Source organism: Methylobacterium sp. P1-11 (assembly GCF_008329595.1).
Taxonomy (GTDB): Bacteria; Pseudomonadota; Alphaproteobacteria; order Rhizobiales; family Beijerinckiaceae; genus Methylobacterium.
Map to the genome: position 1 here is coordinate 247,456 of NZ_NPKS01000002.1, position 17,280 is coordinate 264,735.

Annotated in this window: 21 protein-coding genes; 13 read left to right on the forward strand and 8 right to left on the reverse strand. The window is 69.3% G+C overall.

What is annotated here, in order from left to right:
- Together CIW48_RS03390 and CIW48_RS03395 are read right to left on the reverse strand one after the other, a co-directional pair.
- Positions 1-216, reverse strand: coding sequence for a hypothetical protein (locus tag CIW48_RS03390; protein WP_149309046.1), 216 nt, complete (start codon positions 214-216; stop codon positions 1-3).
- 37 nt (positions 217-253) lie between these two features.
- Positions 254-505: a hypothetical protein gene (locus CIW48_RS03395; RefSeq protein ID WP_149309048.1), complete on the reverse strand. Its 252-nt coding sequence runs from the start codon at positions 503-505 to the stop codon at positions 254-256.
- A gap of 86 nt (positions 506-591) precedes the next feature.
- Between CIW48_RS03395 and CIW48_RS03400 the strand changes: the two genes are divergently transcribed.
- From CIW48_RS03400 to CIW48_RS03430, 7 genes are all read left to right on the forward strand, one after another.
- Positions 592-1,512: an ABC transporter substrate-binding protein gene (locus CIW48_RS03400; RefSeq protein ID WP_149309050.1), complete on the forward strand. Its 921-nt coding sequence runs from the start codon at positions 592-594 to the stop codon at positions 1,510-1,512.
- 299 nt (positions 1,513-1,811) lie between these two features.
- Positions 1,812-3,002 (forward strand): ABC transporter permease, encoded by a 1,191-nt coding sequence (locus tag CIW48_RS03405; protein WP_149309052.1) that lies wholly within the window; start codon positions 1,812-1,814, stop codon positions 3,000-3,002.
- A complete protein-coding gene (locus tag CIW48_RS03410; protein ID WP_149309054.1) occupies positions 2,999-3,931 on the forward strand; it encodes an ABC transporter ATP-binding protein in 933 nt (310 codons plus the stop codon). The genes CIW48_RS03405 and CIW48_RS03410 overlap by 4 nt, the downstream gene beginning before the upstream one ends.
- Positions 3,928-4,671 carry an ABC transporter permease gene (locus CIW48_RS03415; RefSeq protein ID WP_149309056.1) on the forward strand — a complete coding sequence of 248 codons (744 nt, stop codon included), beginning with the start codon at positions 3,928-3,930 and terminating at the stop codon, positions 4,669-4,671. The genes CIW48_RS03410 and CIW48_RS03415 overlap by 4 nt, the downstream gene beginning before the upstream one ends.
- A gap of 257 nt (positions 4,672-4,928) precedes the next feature.
- Positions 4,929-5,147 carry a hypothetical protein gene (locus CIW48_RS03420; RefSeq protein ID WP_149309058.1) on the forward strand — a complete coding sequence of 73 codons (219 nt, stop codon included), beginning with the start codon at positions 4,929-4,931 and terminating at the stop codon, positions 5,145-5,147.
- A 266-nt stretch (positions 5,148-5,413) separates the two neighbouring features.
- Complete coding sequence (locus CIW48_RS03425; RefSeq protein WP_149309060.1) at positions 5,414-5,983, forward strand: hypothetical protein; 570 nt, start codon at positions 5,414-5,416, stop codon at positions 5,981-5,983.
- Positions 5,984-6,049: 66 nt separating this feature from the next.
- Entirely contained in the window at positions 6,050-6,502 is a 453-nt protein-coding gene (locus CIW48_RS03430; RefSeq protein ID WP_149309062.1) for a hypothetical protein, read from the forward strand.
- Positions 6,503-6,529: 27 nt separating this feature from the next.
- Here the strand turns inward: CIW48_RS03430 and CIW48_RS03435 are convergent, their stop codons facing one another.
- From CIW48_RS03435 to CIW48_RS03450, 4 genes are all read right to left on the reverse strand, one after another.
- Positions 6,530-6,838 (reverse strand): hypothetical protein, encoded by a 309-nt coding sequence (locus CIW48_RS03435; RefSeq protein WP_246695109.1) that lies wholly within the window; start codon positions 6,836-6,838, stop codon positions 6,530-6,532.
- An 86-nt stretch (positions 6,839-6,924) separates the two neighbouring features.
- On the reverse strand, positions 6,925-7,338 hold the full coding sequence (locus CIW48_RS03440) for a hypothetical protein (protein WP_149309064.1): 414 nt from the start codon (positions 7,336-7,338) through the stop codon (positions 6,925-6,927).
- Complete coding sequence (locus CIW48_RS03445) at positions 7,338-7,598, reverse strand: hypothetical protein (protein WP_149309066.1); 261 nt, start codon at positions 7,596-7,598, stop codon at positions 7,338-7,340. The genes CIW48_RS03440 and CIW48_RS03445 overlap by 1 nt, the downstream gene beginning before the upstream one ends.
- A 129-nt stretch (positions 7,599-7,727) precedes the next feature.
- Positions 7,728-8,081: a hypothetical protein gene (locus CIW48_RS03450; protein WP_149309068.1), complete on the reverse strand. Its 354-nt coding sequence runs from the start codon at positions 8,079-8,081 to the stop codon at positions 7,728-7,730.
- 364 nt (positions 8,082-8,445) lie between these two features.
- Here CIW48_RS03450 and CIW48_RS03455 point away from each other — a divergent pair, with 364 nt between their 5' ends.
- The 6 genes from CIW48_RS03455 to CIW48_RS03480 all read left to right on the forward strand — a co-directional run bounded on the left by CIW48_RS03455 (position 8,446) and on the right by CIW48_RS03480 (position 13,403).
- Positions 8,446-8,859, forward strand: a complete 414-nt coding sequence (locus tag CIW48_RS03455; protein WP_246695116.1) for a MucR family transcriptional regulator — start codon at positions 8,446-8,448, stop codon at positions 8,857-8,859.
- Positions 8,860-9,064: 205 nt separating this feature from the next.
- Positions 9,065-9,310 carry a hypothetical protein gene (locus CIW48_RS03460; RefSeq protein ID WP_149309072.1) on the forward strand — a complete coding sequence of 82 codons (246 nt, stop codon included), beginning with the start codon at positions 9,065-9,067 and terminating at the stop codon, positions 9,308-9,310.
- A 252-nt stretch (positions 9,311-9,562) separates the two neighbouring features.
- Positions 9,563-10,402: an alpha/beta hydrolase gene (locus tag CIW48_RS03465; RefSeq protein WP_149309074.1), complete on the forward strand. Its 840-nt coding sequence runs from the start codon at positions 9,563-9,565 to the stop codon at positions 10,400-10,402.
- A gap of 183 nt (positions 10,403-10,585) precedes the next feature.
- On the forward strand, positions 10,586-10,777 hold the full coding sequence (locus CIW48_RS03470) for a hypothetical protein (protein WP_149309076.1): 192 nt from the start codon (positions 10,586-10,588) through the stop codon (positions 10,775-10,777).
- A 144-nt stretch (positions 10,778-10,921) separates the two neighbouring features.
- Complete coding sequence (locus CIW48_RS03475; RefSeq protein ID WP_149309078.1) at positions 10,922-12,319, forward strand: MFS transporter; 1,398 nt, start codon at positions 10,922-10,924, stop codon at positions 12,317-12,319.
- Positions 12,320-12,443: 124 nt separating this feature from the next.
- The gene (locus tag CIW48_RS03480; protein WP_246695110.1) at positions 12,444-13,403 is read left to right on the forward strand and encodes a helix-turn-helix domain-containing protein; all 960 of its coding nucleotides are present in this window, start codon (positions 12,444-12,446) and stop codon (positions 13,401-13,403) included.
- Positions 13,404-13,413: 10 nt separating this feature from the next.
- On the opposite strand, the gene CIW48_RS03485 is transcribed toward CIW48_RS03480, so the two are convergent.
- Positions 13,414-15,558: a peptidase domain-containing ABC transporter gene (locus CIW48_RS03485; protein ID WP_149309080.1), complete on the reverse strand. Its 2,145-nt coding sequence runs from the start codon at positions 15,556-15,558 to the stop codon at positions 13,414-13,416.
- Positions 15,555-16,871: an HlyD family efflux transporter periplasmic adaptor subunit gene (locus CIW48_RS03490; protein ID WP_149309082.1), complete on the reverse strand. Its 1,317-nt coding sequence runs from the start codon at positions 16,869-16,871 to the stop codon at positions 15,555-15,557. The genes CIW48_RS03485 and CIW48_RS03490 overlap by 4 nt, the downstream gene beginning before the upstream one ends.
- Positions 16,872-17,280: the final 409 nt, after the last annotated feature.

Genomic DNA, 17,280 nt, shown 5'->3' on the forward strand with positions numbered 1-17,280 from the left:
TCAATGGCGCGGCCAGGTGAAGATCTCGCGCACGCCCCCCTGATGGCGAAACCAGTGGACGCGGGTGGCTGGATTGAAACCGTGATCCCGGTACGACGTAGCGATCACGGAAACGAGAGTTTCCGCCGCCGACCGGTCATGAATGTCGTAGGCCAGAAGTTGCTGCGTGCCTGCGTTCGCGCGGGTGAGATCGCGAACGAGAATCGAATACGACATATCTCCCCTCCTTTCGACAAGAACAATCTAACCAAGATTATCTCTTTAGGGCTATGATTGTTCGCAGCAGCATCATGTAAAGGTTAAGCAATATTAACGGGATTGCGTTCATTTGATACGGCTCCGATTCGGGCCTTCGTTCGATGTGCCTTCCCGGCATGACGAGCGCGGCGAACAGCTCCCAGGCCACGCGCAGGAACGGCGCCGAAGCCAGCGATTGAAAACGTCCGCCCCGTGCGCCGTCGAATCGCGCCGCGACCGTGGCCACCGGAATGTCGCCCGAACTCAACGGGATTTCCCCGGGCCGACCCTACATGTCGCGGCGCAGGCGCCTGCCGAGACCGGCCGGCGCACGAATGGGGGAACCTTGAGACGATGGTGAAGCGGATCCTCGCATGGCTCGCCGCGTCGGCCATCGCGCTGCTCATCGCCCTCCCCGATGCGCAGGCGGCTGGGATCGTCGTCGCCTCCAAGATCGATACGGAGGGCGGGGTGCTCGGGAACATCATCCTGCAAGTCCTGAAGGCCAGAGGCCTACCGACGGTCGACAAGATCCAGCTCGGCGCCACCGCGATCCTGCGTCAGGCCCTGATCGAGGGTCAGATCGACATCTATCCCGAATACACTGGTAACGCGGCGTTCTTCTTCGGGAAGACAGATCTCCCTGTCTGGAAGGACCCGGAGGCGGCCTACCGGACGGCCCGGGACTTGGACTTGGCCGCTAACGACATCGCATGGCTGACCCCGGCCTCGGCCAATAACACCTGGGCCATCGCGGTGCGCCAGGACATCGCGCAGGCCGCAGGCCTAAAGACCATGAGCGATTTCGGCCGCCACGTAGCGGGCGGCGGTTCGATCAAGCTCGCCGCGTCGTCGGAATTCGTGACTGCCCCGGGCGCGCTGCCGGCCTTCGGCAGGACCTACGGCTTCGCGCTCAGGCCCGAGCAACTCGTCATCCTGGCCGGCGGCGACACGGCCGCCACGATCGCCGCGGCGGCAAGGGGCACCTCTGGAACGAACGCCGCCATGGTGTTCGGCACCGATGGCGGCCTCGCGGCCGCGCGGCTCGTGATGATGGATGACGACAAGGGCGTACAGCCGGTCTACCAGCCGGCACCTGTGGTCCGCGGGGCTGTCCTGAAAGCCCACCCCGAGATCGCCAGGGCGCTAGAACCGGTCTTCCGCAGGCTCGATCTCGCCACGCTGCGGGATCTCAACGGCCGCGTCCAGATCGGCGGCGAGCCGGCCTCCGCCGTCGCGGCGGATTTCCTCCGGCAGAACGGGTTCGTGCGTTGAGCAGCCCGCACAGACAGCGCAGCGACCCGCGTCCTTGCGAGCGGAGCGTAAGCAATCCAGGGCCGCGCGACATCGGACGCGATGGTGCCCACGGGATTGCTGCTCGCCGCGCGAAGTGACGGTGCGGAATCCTCAACGGCCTTCCGAAGGATCCTGCGTCGACAAGCCGACGCTCCGTCGGCAAGGATGGTCGGCGGGCCGCAGGGACGCGTCGCGGAGCCGGTCACCAGTCTCATGAAGCGCGCCCCCGTGCAGACCAGACTTGAACTAGCGCCGCCGGGCACCGTCGGAGCTTGAGGATGGGGGAACGTTCCACGACCTGGCTGTTCCGCCCCGGCGTTGATCCGCTGGGCTCGGCCTTCGCTGCCCTGCTGGCACTGAGTCTTCTCGTCCTACCGCTGATGACGACCCGACCGAACAGGATCGCGGCCGGCTCCGGGCTCACCGCCTGGTCGGCGCTTCCGCCCGGCGAGGCGCTTCTCCTCGGGGGCATCGTTGCCGTCGCCCTGCCGCTCCTGGCCCTGCGAGCGGCACCGCTCCTGCGCCTTGTCGCCGCCGCCGCAACGCTGCTTCTGCTCGGCCTCGCGGCCGGCTGGGCGGCCGACCATTTGACTGCGCCGGGCGACCGCTACGGCCGGGTCTCGCCGGATGCGGGCTGGTGGTTGGCCTTCGTGACGGCGGCCCTCGCCGTCGGCGACGGGCTGGCGCGGCTGCGGCCGGGACCGGTCCTGCGGATCGCTCTGCTGGCGTCGTTAGCCGCGGTGACGGGGCTCGCCCTGCGAGCCGGGTTCTGGAACAACCTCTCGGTCCTGCGGGAATATGCCAGCCGCTCCGACACGTTCGGCCGGGAGTTGCGGACCCATGCGGGACTTGCCCTGGCCTCGGTGGCGGCCGCCGCCGCTCTGGGCATCCCGGCGGCCATCCTGGGCCGCCCGGTCCCGGCGCTGCGGACCGGCCTGCTCGCCACCCTCAACGTCGTGCAGACCATCCCATCCATGGCGCTGTTCGGGATGCTGATCGCGCCGCTCGCCTGGATCGGCCGGGAGATTCCGGGCGCGGCCGCCCTCGGCATCGCGGGGATCGGCGCCGCACCAGCCTTCGTGGCGCTGCTGGCCTACGCGCTCCTGCCCGTGGCCGCAGCGACCGTCACCGGCCTCGACGCCGTGCCCTGGCGGGTGCGCGACGCCGCCCGGGGCGTCGGCATGACCGCGCGGCAGCGGCTGTTCCAGGTGGAGCTGCCCCTCGCCCTCCCGGCGATCCTGACGGGGATCCGGATCGTCCTCGTCCAGAATATCGGGCTCGCGGTGATCGCGGGGCTCGTGGGCGGCGGCGGCCTCGGCGTGTTCGTCTTCCAGGGCATCAGCCAGAATGCGGGCGATCTCGTCCTGCTCGGCGCGCTGCCGACCGTCGCCATGGCGACCGGCGCCGCCGTGCTGCTCGACGCGGTCATCGACCTGAGCCGCGGCCGCGCGGCGGAGCGGATTCCATGATCGATCTCGCCGAGGTGAGCCGCGTCTTCGACGGGCGCGCGGTCGTGGCGGGCGTCACCCTGCGGGTCGAGGCCGGGACGATCCTGACGGTGGTCGGCACCTCGGGATCGGGCAAGACGACCCTGTTGCGGATGATCAATCGCCTGATCGAGCCGAGTGCCGGCACGATCCGGATCGCGGACCGGGACATCCGGGAGGTGCCCCCACATCGCCTGCGGCGCGGGATCGGCTACGCTATCCAGGGTCACGGGCTGTTCCCCCACCGCACGGTCGCGGAGAACATCGCGGTGGTGCCGAACCTCATCGGCTGGACGCGCGGGCGGATCGCCGCCCGGGTCGATGAACTCCTCGGCCTGTTCAACCTCGATCCGGCGATCTACCGGGACCGCCTGCCGGCGGCGCTCTCGGGGGGCGAGCAGCAGCGGATTGGCGTCGCCCGGGCGCTCGCAGCCGAGCCGCCGATTCTGCTGATGGACGAGCCCTTCGGCGCCCTCGATCCGATCATCCGCAGCCGGGCGCAGGAGGATCTGCTGGCGATCCAGAAGCGATACGGAACCACGATCGTGCTGGTGACCCACGACATGAACGAGGCCCTGCACCTGGGCCACCGGATCGCCGTGATGGATGGCGGACGTCTGGTCCAGGAGGCCGCGCCGGCGGACCTTCTCGGCGCGCCCGCCACCGCCTTCGTGGGCGCCCTCCTCGGCAGCGGCGACCGGGCCTTCCAGCTCATGAGCCTGCGCGTCGTGGACGACCTCGTCGAGCCCGGGCCGGCACCGGGCCTGCCCATCCCGACCGGGACCTCGGTGCGCGTAGCCCTGGCGGAGAGCCTATGGTCCCGGCGCCCTGCCCTCCCGGTCAGCCGCGACGGCGTGGTCCTGGGACGGGTCACGCGGTCGGCCCTCGAGGCCCAGGGCGGCCGGCCGTGAGCCGGGCCTCGCATTGCGCCTGGGCCGCGCTCCTCGCCCTGCTCGGCGCGTTCCTGATCACGCCGGGCCGCTTCGCGCCACTGTTCCGCCCGTTCACCCCCGGCGATACGCCGCCGATCTACGCGCAGACGCCGCTGCTGACACTCGCCGCCAATCATCTCCTGCTGGTCGCCGTCGCGACCCTGACGGCCGCCGTGATCGCCCTCGGCCTCGCCGTCGCAGCGACGCGGCCTGCCGGGCGCGACGTGCTGCCGTTCGCCCGGTCCGTGGCCCGCGTCGGCCAGACCTTCCCGCCCGTGGCGGTCCTGGCCCTGGCGGTGCCGATCTTCGGGTTCGGCGCCGCCCCTACCCTCATCGCGCTCGTGCTCTACGGGCTGCTGCCGATCTTCGAGACCGCCCTCACCGGACTCGACGAGCTCGATCCGGCGCTGATGGAGGCCGCGCGCGGCATGGGCATGACCGACCGGCAGCGGCTCCTCCGCGTCGAGCTACCCCTGGCGCTGCCGATGATCCTGTCAGGGATCCGCCTCGCTGCGGTCATCGGCCTTGCGACGGCGACGATCGGCTCGACGGTGGCGGCCAGCACCCTCGGCGAGGTCATCGTCTCCGGCCTCCTCACCGGCAACACCGCCTACGTGCTGCAGGGCGGCCTCGTGGTGTCGGCGCTGGCGCTCCTGATTGATGCCGGCTTCCGCCATCTCGAGCGCGGCGCGACACGCCGGGCTGGATTCAGTTCCTAGAGGCGGTTAGAAAGCCCGCGGGGCCGTACGCGCGACCCTGGGGCGTGGAACCCCCTGTCTGATGGTCGGTGCCGACCAGAACGGCACCCGCATCCTTGGCCACACGGTCGGGGAGCCTGCGACGCATGTCCAGGCGTTCCGGCGCTAAAGGTCGTAGGGACCGTTCAGACACGGTTTTCCAACTCCCCGACTCGGGATGGTCGAAGGCTCGTTCGCGGGGGCGCACCGCGAGCCAGAGCCCGCCGGGAGGATGGACCATGGGCTCCAGCGATCCCGATACGCGCAGACGGCAGCTTGCCCGGCTGCGCGCGGCCTACGAGGCCCATCCAGGCCGTCCGGACCCCACAGCCATCGGGAGCGGCGCGCGCCACTCGCGGGCGCTGCTGGGACGCATCCTCGTTGTGCTCGGCGGCTTGCCGGACGGGAGCGGCCTGCCGGCGGTCAGACCGAGTGGAAACGGGCGCGCCCGGCCGTAGCGGCACCCGAACGCCTCCTCGTCTGGAACGGCGCGACGGCTCCGGCCACAGAAGACCGGCCTCCCGGCCAGACGCTGCAGAGATCACCGACTCGCCCACGGCTCCGTCAGACGATTCCGGCCGAAAAATCTCGTTGCGTTCGATCCATATTGAATATTCATCTGGTCGAGAACAGTATTATACGGACGCACATGATTCGGTATGCTGTCGTCCGACAGAACGATCGAAGCCGACCGGTCTCGAATGCGTCGGACTGGGAGGTCGCCATGACACCAAGGACCATCCGCGCAGCATCCCTCACGAGTCCGTCCGCCACCGCACTCGGCCTGCTTCTCCTCGGCGCGATCACGGCCCGCGCCGAGGACATGCCGCGGCAGGGTGATTTCAGGATCACCTATACGTCGACCAGTATCTCCGCGCAGAAACCTGTGGTGATCGGCGAGAACCGCACGGCCTCGGCGAGCATCAACATGATGACCGCCGTCAACGAATCGGGTGGCCGGCTCCTGCACAACATGGCCGGACGCTGCACTTCCGCCCCGCTCATCGACAACATCGCCAAGACCCTCGAGAATCACGGCTATTGCGACTACGTCGACGCCGACGGCGACCACGTCTTCGAGAAGTGGGACTATCCGGTTCAGCCTCTGGGCGCCGTCAACGAGGGGACGGGCGAGTGGATCGGCGGCACCGGCAAGTTCGCGGGCCTGTCCGGGACCATGAAGATCCGCTCCCGACGGTTGAACTCCCTCACGGAGGGTGCCGTCCAGGTCGTCGGCGAGAAGCTCGGCAGCTACAGCTTCACCAACACGGTGGCCAGCGCGAAGCCGGATTGACGGGCGCGGACGGGTCGACGCGCCGCGGCGGGACAGGCGGGCCGAGTTGGCGGTAAGACGCCGCCCATGACGCCCGCCGACCGAGACCGGTTCGAAAAATGCCTCACCCTCGCCGCCCAGGGCGGCACGGCGGGCGAGCGCGCGGCCGCGCGGGCTGCCGCCGAGCGCATCGCCCAGGGCGCCGGCCTCACACTCGCCGAGGCGGCCGAGATCGTCCGGCGGAGTGGGCAGGCGTCCGAGCCCCGGGCGTCGCGTCCGCCTCCGCCCCGGCGGACCTATCCTTGGGCGCAACCCAAGGCGCCGGTGGCGCCTATCACGGTCGAGGAACTGCTCCGTCAGAAGGCCGAGACGGAAGCGTGGCGGAAGCGGTCGGCAGCCGCCGCCGACCGCCACCGGAAGCGGGAGCGCGCCGACCAGGACGCCTACGCGGCGGAGCAGCGCGCCCGGCAGGCGGAGCGCGACCGGGACTGGGCGCGCACGCGCGCCGATCCTCCAGACACGGCGCGGAACGAGACCTGAGCGCAGGTCACCCGGCGGACAGCCGGTTCAGCGGTGATGCCGCGGGCGGGCGCCCCGGTGCGTTCGCACTCGGCGGTGGCGCGGCGCGCCCCGCGGTGACGCCTGCGGCTCCGCGGCGACCGCCGGGCCGGGCGCGACGCCGTCATGGGCCGCCACGACCCGCCGGGCCTCCTCGACGCTCATGTCGCAGGCGCTCGTCATGCCCTGCAGGGCCCCCAGGGCGCGGTTGTATTCGGGGAGGTTGGTGCATCCGGGAACGCCCCACGCCCCGGCGGGGGTCGGTGCCGCGCCCGCCGCCGCCAGCATGAGGGCGGCAAGACCGTTCCTGATCGACACGGATCATCCTCTTGATCGCAAGGGCCCGATTCTCGCCCTCGGTGAGGAAACGCGGTCATCCCCACGGTGGCTTCACCGTCGCGGGATCAGGCCCCGCCGCACATGTGCTGCGAGTCGGGCAGCGTCCAAGAATCCAGCGTGCGCAGGTTGGTCGTGGTGTACGTCTTGCCGCGATCGTCGCCTTTGGGGCAGCCGGTCGGCAAGGCGACGAGGCAGGTCAGGACCCGGTCTCCGACCCGCGACCGCCCGATAGCCTCGATATAGGCATATGAGATGCCGTAGACGCCGTTCTTGAGATCGACACTCGTCCCATCGCCTGTCCCGTCACCCTTCGGCTTCACGAGCGTATCGCTGAAGCGGGTTCCGATTCGCGTGATCGTGGTCGCCACGCAGGTGCCGATCCGTGTCGGCATCTGTGCCTCGGCGACGCCAGGCGCGAGGCCGAGACCGCCAAGAAGGACGAGCACGCCGGCCAGACCTTTGCCGAAGCAGCCCGCCATCAGGCGGCTTCGAGCAGGAAATCGGCCCTGCGGAACATCAGCTCGCGCCGGTAGAAGTAGACGCCCTGCCGCCGCATTGCCGCATGCGCCGCATCAGCGTCGAACCCGTACGGCTTGTCCCGCGCGGTATCGATGCAACTCACATACTTCCAGCGCACACCGTCGATCACCGACGGGATCGGCTGATCCTGCCGGACGGCGCAGAACTGCGCTCCATCGGAGGCCTCGACGAAAATGTAGAACGTCTTCCGCGCGCACATCCGAACCTCCAAAGGTCTCGGGGGTGTAACTGCAACGCCACGGTCAAGTTATAATCCCGTTGCGCCACAATAGTCAAGCTTCTGCCACATTTCCGTCACGCATGAGACGGGGCATCCCGGCCGTCGGCCTCAGAGGCAGCCGACGCGCCGCAGCGCGCCGATCAGCTTCCGGCCAACACGATAGCCGTTGAGGGACTCGGCGCCGAGGATGCGGACGGTCTCGGCCGTGGCGGTTCGATCGTAGAGGAACAGCTGGAAATCCGCCTGCCCCTGCGCCGGATTTCCAGTGCTGACCTGGCCGCAGAACGCCACCATGGGCTCCGTCCCTGCGGTGATCGGACGGACCTTGCGGAACCGCACTAGACCCGCATCCGGGAACGCCGCCGCGACCCGGGCCCGCATCTCGGCTTCCGACGGATCATCCACCTCCTGCCCGTGCGCAGAGGGCGCCGCGAGCAGCATTCCGAAGAGTGCCACCAGCACCACGCACCCTCGGCCTGCCGCAGGCGCCGCGCGGTGCGTGGCCGTGAGGGCGGAAAACCTCTGCACTCTCGGCCTCGACACGGTCAGGCGGCGTGTAGCGGTCATGGAGAGACTTCGCGATCCGGTAAGACGGCATTGGATCACGAAGACTGGCGAAGCAAAAGCGCCAGACCGCCTCCCTTGAAATCTCAGACATGAGCGCAGGCTCATCCGCGACCAAACGCCATCGCACATTCACGCAAAGAATTTTTTATTCAAAACAAGTCACTTGCCGGATACATCATGGATCATTGACACCCAATAATGTCCGAGTAAGCATGATGAACGGAAGGTTTCGCGAGGATCGAAGATGGGATCGATCGAATTGCGCACGGACCAAGACAGTCGCGAACCGACGCTCAGAGAGGTCGCGGTGCGAGTCGTAACCGCCTATCTGTCGTACAACGCGATCCCGCAAACCAGTCTGCCACCGCTTCTGGCGACGGTGCACGGAGCGCTGTCTGCACTCGCCGACCGACCGGAGGCCGTCGAGGCGCGCCCCGAACAGCTCTCGCCCGCACAGATCCGCGGGTCCGTCCGCCAGGATGGCATCGTCAGCTTCATCGACGGCCGATCCTACAAGACCATGAAGCGGCACCTACGGGCGCATGGGCTCACGCCCGAACTCTACCGCGCGCGCTACGGGCTGCCGGATGATTACCCGATGACCGCGCCCGGCTATGCCGAGCGCCGCTCAAGGATCGCCAAGGCGATCCGGCTCGGCCGAAAGGCCGCCTGACCGACGGAAGCCCGTCCGTTCCGCCGAGCGCCGCCAACGACCGCCGCCTTGGTGAACCGATCGCCCGCACGAACGTAGATATGCCTGACGGGTGACGCGCGCAGGCGACTGTCGGTCCGGGCCTTCGGATCCCGGCGGCCGACGCGGAAGGGCGAACCGGTGTCCGCACTTTGGAGCGGCGAGATCGATGAGGAGGAATGCGGGCATGAAGGGTCTGTCGGGCTGCGCCGCGATCGCTGTCCTTCTCGGCGCTGGACCAGCCGCCGCGCAGACCGTCCTGGCCCCGTCGGGCGACTCGGCCGTGACGCAGCCCGGCGGGACGGCGGGGCGGGCCGCGCGCCACAACATCCGGGAGGCCTACCGGAACGGGGACGTGGTCGGCCATCGGCCCGCCCTGGCCGCTCCCGCATCGCCGCCGGACCGGTCACGCCGCACGAATCCACGCTTCTAGAGAGCCGGATTCGACGCTCGATGCCCATTCGTGCCCCCGCGACGGACGGAGAGCGTCCGATCCGTGTTTGGGTGAGCGCGGCAAAGCCGACGTCCCGCGGCGCTGCTGGCCCCGAGCATTTTTGAAATCGTCCTGTCATAGGAGGCGAGCAGATCGAGGCGTGCAAGTCGACCGCGTAGCGCGGCGATAGCGGTTCGAGATGTCCCGTCCCTATCCGACAGCCCGGTTCCGAACCTGACGGACAGGCGCTCGATGCTTCGACGTGTGATCGCCCTCTCGCTCCTGCTGTGCTGTGCCCCGGCCTGGGCCAAACCGCGCTGGCAGGAATTGCCGCCGACTCCCGCGCCGCTCGTCGGCGAGACCGCGGGCTATGCCGCGGTCAATGGCATCCGGCTGTATTATGCCAGAATTGGCAATGGCCCGCCGATCGTCATGCTGCATGGCGGCTTGTCGAACTCCGATTACTGGGGTCACCAGGCCGAGGCGCTCGCCAGCCACCGCACGGTCATCCTCGTGGACAGCCGTGGGCACGGCCGCAGCACGCGGGATGATCAGCCGTTCGGCTACGATCTGATGACCGACGACGTGGTCGGTCTGCTCGACATGTTGAAGATCCCACGCGCCGACGTCGTCGGGTGGAGCGATGGCGCGATCCTGGGTCTCGACATGGCGATGCGCCACCCCGACCGCGTCGGCAAAGTGTTCGCGTTTGGCGCCAACGCCGATCCTTCGGGCCTGATCGAGGGTGTGGAGAAGAACCCGACCTTCGCCGCCTTCATCGATCGGGCCGGCAAGGAGTACGAGGCCCTCTCGCCGGCTCCGAAGGACTATGGCGCCTTCGTCGACGCGGTCGGCCGGATGTGGAGCGGGCAGCCGCACTGGACCGAAGCCGATCTGAAGCGGATCCGCACGCCGGTCCTGATCGCGGACGGCGACCACGACGAGGGTATCAAGCGCGCGCATACCGAATATCTCGCCGCCACGATCCCCGGGGCGGGTCTCCTGATCCTGCCGAATGTCAGCCACTTCGCCTTCCTCCAAGATCCGGCACTCTTCAACGCGGCGCTACTCGCTTTCCTGGATGGACAGTGATTTCCGCGAACGCGCCTGCCTAACGTGACGTTCGCGATCCCGAACACTCACATCGAGAGGTGGCACGCAGCGCGTCGCACGATGGCTCGGCAATTGACACGCGGACAGGTGGCCACGGCCGGTTGACCAGCTCAAATAGCAGATGGCATCCTATCCGCCTGTCAGAAGCCGACCGAGGACTGGTTGGCGGCGCAGGTCGCCGCCGTGTTCCAGGCGCCCGGCCAGGGTTTCAACCGGCATATCGTAGTAAACTTGCGTAACGGGCGGCCGCTTTCGACCGCGCCGTCGGATGAATGCGACGGCACGGTCGAGTCGCGCTGTGCCGCGCGCCGCGCCGCATTCGCGTTAGATCCGGACCATTGGCAGGCCGCCTGAACGCGCCGCGCCGGCTCCTCTGAGCCGCGACGACCGCGCGCATGGTGGATTTGTGAGCGCCATCACGTTCCCCGATGCCGGGCGCACCGCTAAGGCGGTGCGTCACCGGCTGCGCGCATGCTCCGGATCGGAGAGGACACACGCGTGATCGACGCCCGAATTCAGGCCGCGAGGCCCCCCGATGCCGCCGCGCATACGGGCGGGTCGGTCGCGGCCGTCACGCAACGGCTCGACGCCCTGCCGATCACGCGGCTTCACGCGGCGGCGCTCGCGGTCTGCACGCTGGGCCTGTTCACCGACATCGCCGAAGTCGCCCTGAGCAACGCGTTGGCGGCGATCTTCCTTGCCCCACCCCACAACATGGCGCGCGGCAGCCTCTCGCTGCTTCTCGCCTCCGTCTTCGCTGGCGGGGCCGTGGGCGCCCCGTTCTTCGGGATGCTGGGTGATCGCCTCGGTCGCAGGCGCGCGCTTCAGGCCTCCCTGGCACTGATGGCCGCCGGATCGCTGGCGGCTGCCGCGAGCCAGGGGCTCACCGCGCTGACCGTGGCCCGCACGATCTCGGGTTTCGCGATCGGTGGGTTTCCGCCCCTGGTCGCAACCTACCTGGCCGAGGTGATGCCGGCGCGTCACCGCGGCGCGACGCTGCTGATCTGTGCCGGGATCGGGCTTCTCGGCGGCCTGGCGGTCATCCTCCTGGTTCAGGCGCTCTCACCGGGCGCGCCGCTCGGGATTGAGCCGTGGCGCTGGGCGCTGATCCTCGGAGGCGCCCTGGCGGCGCTCGGCGGCTTCCTGTTCGCGCGGTTGCCGGACTCGCCGCGGTGGCTCGCCTCAATCGGGCGCTCCATCGAGGCCGACAGCGCCTGCCGCCTGTTCGAGTGCGCCGCCGGCCGGGTGCCGGTCTCGACACCGGCCGGACCGGCCACCACGCCGGCAGCACCCGGCGCGGTGGGCTTTCGCGCCCTGTTCACCGGGACGCACGAACTGCGCCGGACCGGCCTGTTCGTCGGGCTCTACACGCTCGCACCCCTGGCGACGATCGCTTTTCCGCTGCTCAGCGCCGTCGTCATGGTGGAGAAGGGCTTCAAGGTCGAGCAATCCCTCGCCTTCGCCGCGCTGTCGATGCTCGGTCCGCCGCTGGGCACCCTGCTGACCGCGCTGGTGATCGACCGGCTCGAGCGGCGCGCCTGCCTGACGGGTCTGGCGGCAGCGATGGCCGCCCTGGGCACCGGCTTCGCGGCGAGCGGCACGTTCCTGACGCTGGTCCTGGTCGGCATCGCTTTCAACACGGCGGCGGCGACCTACGGCAGCATCCTTGCCGTCTATGCGACCGAACTGCTCCCGACACCGCTGCGGGCTTCGGCCATGACCTGCGCCTGGGCCGGCGGCCGGATCGTCGCGGCGCTGGCGCCGATCATCCTCCTGCCGATCCTCACGGCCTACGGACCGCATGCGATGTTCGCCGTGATCACGGTCGTTCTGGGCGCGAGTGCGACCCTGCTGGTCGCGGGTCCGCGCGGCCTGTCAGGCCAAGCCGTTGCATAAGTCTTGCGGGGACGCCCCACCTTGCCGGGTCGGCAGGACTTCGATTGCCAATCCGGCAAGATTCACAGGATAGACTTGTGCAGTCGGCGGGAGGGCGCCGCCGGACAGGACGGGAGCGTCACACGTGTCTAGCCCGGTGCTTGTCCCAAGCCTCGTCGAGACGACGAACCATATCGAGCCCCAGCGGTCTTTCGAGTTCTGGCGCTGCACGGCCCTGGCGGCGTTCGGCGATATCGACCGGCAGCATCCGCGGGAGCGGTTCTCGGCCAAGCGCCTGACCGTGGCCTCAACCGGTTGGTCGCTGACCCACACGGTGAGCAGCCCGGTCGAGGTGGAGTTCCGCTCCCGCCACGTCGACCGGAACGCCCGCGGGATCGTGGTGATCGGCCTCGCGCTCGACGGTATCGGCTACCAGGAGCAGAACGGCCGCGGGGCCCAGCTGACCCCTGGCGACATCAGCTTCCTGTCGCGGAACCGGCCCTTCGTGGCCGGCACCCAGAGCGCCTACGATGAGATCCGCCTCGCCGTGCCGCGCGAGTTGTTCGAAGCCTGGGTCGGCGACGCCGACGCGTTCGTGGGTCGCAGCCTCAACCCGCACCCGGCCGGGGCGGAGGTCCGGGCCCGGCTGCGCAGCCTGGCCAACTCGATCGCCTGGATGTCCGAGGACGAGGCGCAGGCGGCCATCGAGGGCGTGCTCCATCTCCTCGGCCGCCTCGTCGACGGCGCGGCCCAGCGCACGAAGCCCGAGGAGGTCTCGCAGGCGGCCGTCGTCTCGCTCGCCCGCGCCCATATCGCGCGCCGGATGCACGATCCCGACCTGAACCCGCGGGACATCCAGGTGGCGCTGGGTCTGTCGCGCACCAGCCTGTACCGCGCCTTTGCGGAGACCGGCGGCATCGCGGCGGCGATCCGGGACGCGCGCCTCGACCTGGCCCGCAGGCGGCTTGAGGCCGCCCGCGACGACAAGATGCGGATCGCCACGATCGCCTATGCGTGCGGGTTCACCGACGTGCCGACCTTCAATCGCGGGTTCCGCAAGCGCTTCGGCCTGGCGCCGGGGGACCTCCGGCTCGCCCTTCCCTAGGCGAAGCGAGTCAGCCCGCGGCGGCCAGATCCGCCGCGCCCCGGACCTGGGCGGGGAAATCGAACACCGCGTCCGCATGGGCGATCGTCGCCGGGCGATGAGCCACGATGACCCGCGTCATGCGCAGGTCCCGCAGGGCGCCGGCGATCACCGCCTCGGTGGCCTCGTCGAGGTGGCTCGTGGCCTCATCGAGGAACAGGATCTCGGGCCGCCGATAGAGCGCGCGCGCCAGCACGATGCGCTGCTTCTGGCCGCCCGATAGGGTCGAGCCCATGTCGCCGACGAGGCTCTCGAAGCCCATCGGCATGCGGCGGATGTCGTCCAGAATCGCCGCCCGGGCGGCGCATTCGGCGATCCAGCCCGCATCCGGATGCTCGTCGAAGGCCGCGATGTTCTCGGCGATCGAGCCGGCGAACAGGCCGTCGCTCTGCATCACGCCGGCGATCCGGCGCCGGTAGGACCCCGCGGCAACGCGGATGTCCTGGCCGTCGGCGGTGACGATCCCCTCGCTGGGGGGCGTCAACCCCATCATCACCTTCATGAGCGAGGTCTTGCCGCAGCCCGAGGGACCGGTGATCGCGAAGGAGGCGCCGGCCCGGACTGACAGCGAGACCCCGCGGAAGATCCAGGGCTCGTCCGCGCCGTAGCGCAGGGCCAGGCCCGCGCCGCTGAGCGCCCCGGCCTTCAGGGCGACGACCGGCGCCGCGGCGGAGGGCGCGGCGCCGGCGAGATCCTGCTCCTCGGGCTCGCACAGCACGATGTCGGCGAGCCGGTCGGTCTGCACGTCGAGCATGCGCAGCTTGAACCACGCGTCGATCAGGCTGCCGACCCGCGCGGCGAACTGGTCGCGATAGGCGAGGAACGCCACCAGCATGCCGAGCGAGAGGGACCCTCCGATAACAGCGCGGGCGCCCAAGACCAGCAGGATCAGGCGGTCGAGGCCGAACAGGAACTCGTTCGCGCGCCCGAACACGAGATCGAGGCGCTGCAGCCGCAGCCGGGCGTTCAGGGCGGTGACGAAATGGTTCATCCAGGCGCCGCTGCGCCGTTCGCGCAGGTCGAGGAGCTTGACGCTCGCCATGCCGCGGACCGTCTCGATGAAGTGCGTCTGCTGGCGGGCCTCGGCCACGAGGGCCTCCTCGCTGCCCTCTCGGTAGGCGCCGTAGGCGAAGACGCGCAGGATCGCGTTCAGCGCCGTCGAGATCAGGACCACGGCAACCAGCCAGCCACCGTAGACCGTCAGCATGGCCAGCATGCCGATGGCCATGAGCCCGTCGAGCATGGCCTGGACGAGGTCGGTCGTCAGGCCCTTCTGGATGGTCGCCAGGGAGCCGAACCGCGAGATCACGTCGCCGACATGGCGCTTCTCGAAATAGTCGAGGGGCAGCCGCGACAGGTGGTCGAACAGGCCGGCCGACCATTGGTAGTTCAGCCGGGTCCCGGCCAGCATGATCGCCCAGGTGCGGGCGATGCTGAGGCCGAGCTGGAGCAGCAGCAGCAGCGCGAGGCCGATCGCCACCACGAGAAGCAGGTCGTGATCGGCGTTCACGATCACTTCGTCGATCACGACCTGCGAGGCGATGGGCATCAGCAGGGCGACGAGCTCGATTCCCAGCGACAGGGCCAGGACCTGGGCCAGGGCGGAGCGGATGCCGCCCATGTTGCGGAACAGATCGCGCAGCCGCAGGCCCGGGGCGGCCCGCTCGCGCCTGAAGCCCGGGTTGGGCACCGCCTCCAAGGCGACGCCGGTGAATTCCCGTGACGCCTCCGCGAGGCTGACCCGGCGCCGGCCGCGGCCCGGATCGTTGATGACGAGGCCGCCACGCTCGACCCGGGTCAGCACCACGAAGTGGTTGAGGCCCCAGTGCAGGATGCAGGGCAGCCGGAGCCGGGGCAGATCCTTGAGCTCGACCCGCAGGGCGCGGGCCGTCAGGCCCTGCGCGCCGCAGAGATCGATCAGGTTGCGCAGGGTCATGCCCTTGAGAGACAGGGGATGGCGCCGCCGCAGCGTCGCGAGGTCGATCTGGCGCCCGTGATAGGCCAGGACCATGGCGAGGCAGGCCATGCCGCATTCGGCGGCCTCGGCCTGAAGGACGACCGGCACCCGACGGCGGAGTCCGAAATCCAGCCGGGTGGCGAAGGACGGCGCCGTCACGGCGCGGCCTTCCGGACCGGCAGGCCGTCAAGGCCGCCCCGCGTGACGAGGGCGAGGCTTTCCCGGACATGCGCCACCGGATCGAGCAGCCAGCGGTAGAGCGACCGCTTCTCCAGGGCGATGTCGGCCTCGACGCGCATGCCCGCCTCGAGGCTGCGCCGCTCGCCGTAGGCCAGTACGGTGTCGGAATCCGGCCGGACGACGATGCGGTAGAGGTCGGTTCCCTCCCCCCGGGCGGCTGCGCGCCGCGCGAAATCGGGCGCGTCGTCGCTGCCCAGCGGCGCGCGCGTGACCTCGGTGACGACGCCGCGATGCAGGCCGAAGCGCTGGAACGGGAAGGCGGCGTAGCGCAGCATCACGGGCGCGCCGGCCTCGGCGAAGCCGATGGCCGACGAGTCGACGAACAGGTTCGCCTGGAGGCGCCCGGCGCTCGGCAGCAAGGTCAGGAGCGTCGCCCCGGCCGCCACGGTCTGGCCGACCTGCGCGCGGATCGACGTCAGGGTCCCGGCCTCCGGCGCCCGGATCTCGATGGCGCGGCGCGCCTCGCTCTCGGCCTTCTGCTGCGCCAGCTGGGCCGCGGTCCGGTCGAGGTCGGCGAGGTCGCGGGCCAGCCGGTCGTCGTAGGCGGCGAGCTGGGATTTCGTGTCGGCGAGTTTGCCGTCGATCTGGAGGCGGCTCTGCTGGAACTGCGCGAGCTGCGCGCTCGCCTGCATGTAGAGGTAGTTCTGGCTCTGGAAGTCGGCGGCGCGGGCGTAGCCGCGCGCTACGGCGTCGGCGAGTTCCTCGACCCGCGCCCGGAGCGGCGGCACGAGCTTGTCCTGCAGCTCGATCTGCTTGGCGAGTTGGGCCGACTGCTCGCTCAGATTCGCCACCTGCTCGCGCAGGGCCTGCCGCTCGGTACCGGCCAGCTCGGCCCGCGCGGTCCGCTGCCGCTCCACGCTCTGGCGCTGCCGTTCCAACTCGGCGATCACGCGCTCCTGCGTGGGGCCGCTCGCCGACACGGCGTCGAGATCGATCGTGTACAGGAGCTGCCCGCGGGCGACCTTGTCGCCCTCGCGAACGCCAGTCGAGCCGACGCGCCCTGCCACTGGGCTCGCGAGGCTGATCAGCCCGATATCGGGCGCGAGCAGGCCGACGGCGTGAATGCGGCGTGTGTAGGTGCCCTGCCAGGCGTAGAGGCCGACCGCCACCACCATGATCACGCAGGCCAAGGCCACGATGCGGATCGACAGGGGCTGGATGATCTGCGCCTCGCCCAGCCACGCATTGCGTCGTGCCTCGATAACCTCAAGTCGAAAGAGCGGATTTGGCACCCGGCAATAGCAACCTTTCTGCAAGGAACACGCACATTCGAGAACAATGCGCTGCGCGTTCTCCACCTTACTCGCTCGCATCACAGGAGTTCTGTGTCAACACCGTTAAACACGTCGAATATTGAATAATCATGACTGCGTCATAACGTCGCAACTTTGGGCAAAAGATCATATTTTTCAATGATTTGCATGACAACTTCGCTCGGCTTCTTTCGCAGCGCAAAACCAGGTCAATTTTTGCACTGTTTCATGCCGCGCTGCGAAGACTGCCGTTGCGGGGTGTTGCTGAAGCGCCCGCTTCCCCAGCGCCGAGGGCGGATCGAGCGACAACGCATGGGGCGCGGCGCAGGAAAGGCAAGTGCCGTCAGTTTTTGCCCAATGGTCCATTAGGAGGGGTCTCGATCCATAT